A 2,734-nucleotide genomic window follows, 5' to 3' on the forward strand; every position below is an offset into this window, starting at 1 on the left:
CCGCAATATGCCGCGCTCGCCGACGAAGCCGGCTGTGGCTTCTTCGACGCCGGCAGCGTGGCGCAAACCACCCCTCTCGACGGCGTCCATCTCGACGCCGAAAACACGCGAAACATCGGCAAGGCGCTGGCGCCGCTGGTGCGTGTGATGTTAGCGACATGATAGTCGATGCATTTCTGATCATCGGCATCTGGTTGGCTGTGCATTGGCAAGGCCGCCGAAGTCGGCTTCTTGCAGGCTACGCGCTTCTAGGGCTCTGGGTTTCCGATGCCCTTTCGGTATTGATGCATGAGCCCGCTTTCAGGCCTCCAATGCTGAAGCAAGAGCCATGGTCGATACCAAAACCTTCTTTCGGTGAAGCCTCGCTTCAATAAGGACCATAAAATGTCTGAATCCTACGACGTCATCATCATCGGCTCCGGCCCTGGCGGCTATGTCACCGCGGTGCGTTCCGCGCAACTCGGCTTCAAGACGGCGATCGTCGAGCGCGAGCATCTCGGCGGCATTTGCCTTAACTGGGGCTGCATCCCGACCAAGGCGCTGCTGCGTTCGGCCGAGATCATGCACTATTCGGATCACCTGAAGGATTACGGGTTGAAGCTCGACGGCAAAGTCAGCGTCGATACAGCGGCCGTGGTCGATCGCTCGCGAAAGGTCTCGCTGCGGTTGAATGGCGGCGTTGCCTTCCTGATGAAGAAGAACAAGGTCGACGTCATCTGGGGCGAGGCCAAGCTTTCGAAGCCGGGCGAAATCGTCGTGTCCAAGACGGCCAAGAAGCCGATGGAGCCGCAGCCGCCGGTGCCGAAAGGCGTCAAGGGCGAGGGCACCTACACCGCCAAGCACATCATCCTGGCGACCGGCGCGCGACCACGCGCGCTGCCCGGCATCGAGCCGGACGGAAAGCTGATCTGGACCTATTTCGAGGCCATGGTGCCGAAGGAGATGCCGAAGTCGCTGCTGGTCATGGGATCAGGCGCCATCGGCATCGAATTCGCCTCCTTCTACCGGACCATGGGCGCCGAGGTGACGGTGGTCGAGCTGCTGCCGGCGGTGATGCCGGTCGAGGATGCCGAAGTCTCGAAATTCGCGCAGAAGCAGTTCGAGAAGCAAGGCATGAAGATCATCCTCGAAGCCAAGGTGACCAAGGTCGAGAAGGGTCCCAATTCGGTCACGGCGCATGTCGAGATGAAGGACGGCAAGGTCGAGAAGATCACCGCCGATCGCATGATCTCGGCCGTCGGCGTCCAGGGCAACATCGAGGGCCTCAGGCTTGAGGCGCTAGGCGTGAAGACCGAGCGCGGCTGCATCGTCATCGACGGCTACGGCAAGACCAATGTGCCGGGCATCTACGCCATCGGCGATGTCGCCGGCCCGCCGATGCTCGCCCACAAGGCCGAACATGAGGGGGTCGTGTGCATCGAGAAGATCGCTGATTTTCCTGGCGTGCATGCCACCGACAAGCTGAAGATTCCGGGCTGCACCTACTGCAATCCGCAGGTCGCCTCGGTTGGCCTGACGGAAGCCAAGGCCAAGGCCGAGGGCAAGGACATCCGCGTCGGGCGCTTCCAGTTCGCCGCCAATGGCAAGGCCATTGCGCTCGGCGAGGATCAGGGTTTCATCAAGACCATCTTCGACAAGAAGACCGGTCAATTGCTCGGCGCCCACATGGTCGGTGCCGAAGTGACCGAACTGATCCAGGGCTTTGTCGTGGCGATGAACCTGGAGACGACCGAGGAAGAGCTGATGCACACCATCTTCCCGCACCCGACGCTGTCGGAGATGATGAAGGAAAGCGTGCTCGACGCCTATGGCCGCGCGCTCAACGCCTGATAGATTGAAAGCGCTGCTACAGATGGAACCCGGCGGCAAGGTACTTCGTTTGCGGATGCGTTTTCACGCATCACACAAGGAGAAGGCATATGCACCTGAATGGCGTCGGCTGGATAGCAGCCATCATCATCGGCGGCCTGGCAGGCTGGCTCGCCGAAATGTTCATGAAGAGCGACACCGGCATCTTCATGAACATCGTTATGGGCATCGTCGGCGCGGTCGTGCTGAACGCCATTCTGCAGGCTCTCAATTTTGGCCCGTTCGGCGTCGGCTGGATTGCCTATCTCATCACCGGCTTTATCGGTGCCTGCCTGCTGATCTGGGCCGGGCGTCTTGTGCGCCGTTAGCATCACTGAAGAGGCGCCATGCGAAAAAGGCTGTTGCGGCATGCGCCGCGGCGGCCTTTTTCTTTGCGTTGAAAAGTCCTAGATGACGTTATGACAGCGAACGCCTGACTGGCGTCGCGAATGAACCAGGTTTCCCGATGGTCACTGTCCTCGATACGATCGCCAACGCCCCGCGCTTGCGGCATCCGGAAAAGGCGCACAAGCCTGATCAGGATGTGCTGCGCAAGCCCGACTGGATCCGCGTCAAGGCGCCGGTGTCGAAGGGCTATGCCGAAACGCGCGAAATCGTCAAATCGCACAAGCTGGTGACGGTCTGCGAAGAGGCCGGCTGCCCCAACATCGGCGAATGCTGGGAAAAGAAGCACGCCACCTTCATGATCATGGGCGAGATCTGCACCCGCGCCTGCGCCTTCTGCAACGTCGCCACGGGCATTCCAACCGCGCTTGACCCGGATGAGCCGGCCCGTGTCGCGCATGCGGTCAAGCAGATGGGCCTTACCCATGTCGTCATCACCTCGGTCGACCGCGACGATCTCGCCGATGGCGGTGCGCAGCAT

General features: G+C 60.9%; 2 protein-coding genes and 2 pseudogenes. All 4 read left to right on the forward strand.

Features of this window, described 5'->3' with window-relative positions; translation table 11 throughout:
- Positions 1–162: pseudogene (locus EOB59_RS37065) on the forward strand (arylesterase); the annotation flags it as partial.
- A 222-nt stretch (positions 163–384) separates the two neighbouring features.
- Positions 385–1,830: a dihydrolipoyl dehydrogenase gene (gene lpdA, locus EOB59_RS34270; protein ID WP_127397207.1), complete on the forward strand. Its 1,446-nt coding sequence runs from the start codon at positions 385–387 to the stop codon at positions 1,828–1,830.
- An 89-nt stretch (positions 1,831–1,919) separates the two neighbouring features.
- Positions 1,920–2,177 carry a GlsB/YeaQ/YmgE family stress response membrane protein gene (locus EOB59_RS34275; RefSeq protein WP_127397206.1) on the forward strand — a complete coding sequence of 86 codons (258 nt, stop codon included), beginning with the start codon at positions 1,920–1,922 and terminating at the stop codon, positions 2,175–2,177.
- Positions 2,178–2,314: 137 nt separating this feature from the next.
- A pseudogene (locus tag EOB59_RS34280) lies at positions 2,315–2,734 on the forward strand (lipoyl synthase); the annotation flags it as partial.

The organism is Mesorhizobium sp. M7A.F.Ca.MR.176.00.0.0, from assembly GCF_004023165.1.
Taxonomy (GTDB): domain Bacteria; phylum Pseudomonadota; class Alphaproteobacteria; order Rhizobiales; family Rhizobiaceae; genus Mesorhizobium.

What these genes read in the sequence shown, in the direction of transcription:
- lpdA (WP_127397207.1), top strand. Translation starts at nt 385, where the DNA reads ATGTCTGAATCCTACGACGTCATCATCATCGGCTCCGGCCCTGGCGGC.
- EOB59_RS34275 (WP_127397206.1), top strand. Translation starts at nt 1,920, where the DNA reads ATGCACCTGAATGGCGTCGGCTGGATAGCAGCCATCATCATCGGCGGC.